Consider the following 2,579-nt stretch of genomic DNA (forward strand, 5'->3'; position numbering starts at 1 on the left):
GATCATGCTCTANTCGGGCGCAGTCCACGATGACGGTGCCGAGCTTGTCGCCTTTCTCCACCGCCAGATGCGCCTCTGCGGTGTCGGAGAGGGCGAATTGCGCGGCGACGTTATGGATGCGCGAGCCTGCCGCCAGCCATTTCGTGATGTCCGCCTGCGCCGCCGCCAACAGCGGCGGCGGCAGTGCAAACAGCACCAGCGCGCGAAGCGCGATGCATTTCTCCATCAGCTCGCGCATCGGCACCACAGGCGTGCGGTTGCCGTTGGTGGCGTAGACCGCAATCGTCGAGTTCACGCCTATCAGCTTCAGCGTGGTCTCGATGTTGCCGCCGAAATCGACATCGACGACGCGGTCGACGCCGCGCTGCGTGGTGAACGCCATTGCCTTCGCAACGACGTCATCCGTCTTGTAGTTGACGACGAGATCGGCGCCGGCGAGCCGGGCCTGCTCGGCTTTTGCTGGCGAACTGACGGTCGCGATCACTTGCGCGCCGCCCCATTTGGCGAGTTGCACGGCATAGTGCCCGACCGCGCCGGCGCCGCCGGTGACGAGCACGGTCTGCCCCACGATCGGCCCATCGCAATAGAGGCAGGTCCACGCCGTCATGGCGGGAATGCCCAGCGTCGCGCCTTCCGCAAACGACAGATTGTCCGGCAGCGGCGTCACCAGATGTTCGGCGAGCGCGATATGTTCGGCCGCGGTGCCGAACGCGCGGCCGTTGCGCTGGCCGTTGAACAGCCAGACCCGCTGACCGATCTTCAGCCGGGTGACGCCATCGCCGACCTGGTCGATGATCCCAGCGCCGTCGCTGTTGGGAATGACGCGCGGATATTCCATCGGCCGATAGCCGCCGCCGCGGCGGCCGACATCGGCCGGATTGATTCCGGACGCCTCCAGCCGCACCCGGACTTCGCCCGGGCCGGCGACCGGCGTCGGCATCTCGCCATGGGCCAGCACCTCGCGCGCTGGCCCGGTTCGTTCGTACCAAACCGCTTTCATCGGGCGTCCCTTAGAGCGTACCCGGGAATGCGCCGCCGTCGAGCAGGATGTTCTGGCCGGTGATGAAGCCGGCCTTGGCGCCGCACAGGAAGGCGCAAGCCAAACCAAATTCCTCGGGGTCGCCAAAGCGTCCCGACGGATTGAGCTTGGCGCGCTCGGCGAGCACCTGATCGATCGTGATGCCGCGCTTTTCGGCTTCGGGCTTGGCCGTTCCGGTCAGGCGGTCGGTGACGAACGGTCCCGGCAACAGGCCGTTGATGGTGACGTTGTTGATCACGGTCTTGCGCGACAGCCCCGCGATGAAGCCGGTGAGGCCGGCGCGCGCGCCGTTGGAAAGCCCCAGGATATCGATCGGCGCCTTCACCGCGGCCGAGGTGATGTTGACGATGCGGCCGAATTTGCGCGCCATCATGCCGTCCACCGTCGCCTTGATCAACTCGATCGGGGTGAGCATGTTGGCATCGATCGCCTTGATCCAGTCGTCGCGGGTCCAGTTGCGGAAATCGCCGGGCGGCGGGCCGCCGGCATTGTTGACGAGGATATCCGGTTCGGAACAGGCCTTCAGTACGGCCTCGCGGCCGGCGGGCGTCGTGATGTCGCCGACGATCTCGGTCACGGTGACGCCGGGATTGGCTTTGCGGATTTCGTCGGCCGTCTTCTTCAGCGCCTCCGCGCCGCGCGCGGTCAGCGTGACATGCACGCCTTCATTGGCCAGCGCGATGGCGCAGGCGCGCCCCAGGCCCTTGCTCGATGCACAGACGATGGCGCGACGGCCTTTGATCCCAAGATCCACAGTTTCTCTCCCGTTGTGTCAGGTGATGTTTGAAAGGTGATGCGGCCACTCTAGCCAAGTCGAGCGGTCATGATAAGAGAGCGGCTACCGCCGAAACGCATATCAGGAAGACCACGCCGATTATATGTGCCGGTCTTTCCTCAGGCGGTCGATCGCAGCCACGACATCCGGCGGAAGGGACTTGATGCCCAATTGCCCGGCGGCGGATAGCAGAGGCCGCAACCGCGAGCCGGTCATGAATGTCGGCTGTGTTGGCAGAAGCCGGTCGAAGATCAGCACAAGGGTGGTCGCGATCAGACCGATGCGCACCGCGCCGAGGGCGGCGCCGCCGACGCGGTCTACCATGCCGGCTCGCGGGCCGATGGCGTCGTCGAGGGCTATGCGCGCCAACCTCCCGAGCACCATGCCGGTAACCAGAAAGACACCTAGGAACAGCAGCGAATTCTGCGCAAACGACGGGGCGAGCTTGTCGCCGATCTGCGGCGACAATAGTGGCATCAGTCCCATCGCGATCGGCATCGCGGCGAGGTAGGCCGCAATCGTAATCGCGCTGCGCAGCAGCCCGGTATTGAAACCGGTGACCACGGCAATAGCCAGGCCGAGATAGACGACGGCGTCGAAACTGTTCATCGGAAAGATCCCACCGGATTTCGATACCGATGCTTCGTCAATGAATCGGGTGGGCGATCGCTAAAATCGTCCGTATTGGTGGACCGAGGCGACTGGAAATCGGCTCTCTCCCCGTCATTGCGAGCCAACGGGTCGCGCGAATGCGCGCCCGATGAC

At 65.0% G+C, this 2,579-nt stretch carries 2 protein-coding genes and 1 pseudogene; all 3 read right to left on the reverse strand.

The window, feature by feature from the left end; all coding sequences use genetic code 11:
* Positions 1 to 13: 13 nt before the first annotated feature.
* Positions 14 to 1,000: pseudogene (locus tag CQ14_RS15710) on the reverse strand (NADPH:quinone reductase); the annotation flags it as partial.
* A 10-nt stretch (positions 1,001 to 1,010) separates the two neighbouring features.
* Positions 1,011 to 1,793, reverse strand: a complete 783-nt coding sequence (locus CQ14_RS15715) for an SDR family oxidoreductase (RefSeq protein WP_057858757.1) — start codon at positions 1,791 to 1,793, stop codon at positions 1,011 to 1,013.
* Positions 1,794 to 1,913: 120 nt separating this feature from the next.
* Positions 1,914 to 2,423 carry a CvpA family protein gene (locus CQ14_RS15720; RefSeq protein WP_057858758.1) on the reverse strand — a complete coding sequence of 170 codons (510 nt, stop codon included), beginning with the start codon at positions 2,421 to 2,423 and terminating at the stop codon, positions 1,914 to 1,916.
* Positions 2,424 to 2,579 lie beyond the last annotated feature (156 nt).

This window comes from Bradyrhizobium lablabi, from assembly GCF_001440475.1.
Lineage (GTDB): Bacteria > Pseudomonadota > Alphaproteobacteria > Rhizobiales > Xanthobacteraceae > Bradyrhizobium > Bradyrhizobium lablabi.

What these genes read in the sequence shown, in the direction of transcription:
- CQ14_RS15720 (WP_057858758.1), bottom strand. Translation starts at nt 2,423, where the DNA reads ATGAACAGTTTCGACGCCGTCGTCTATCTCGGCCTGGCTATTGCCGTG.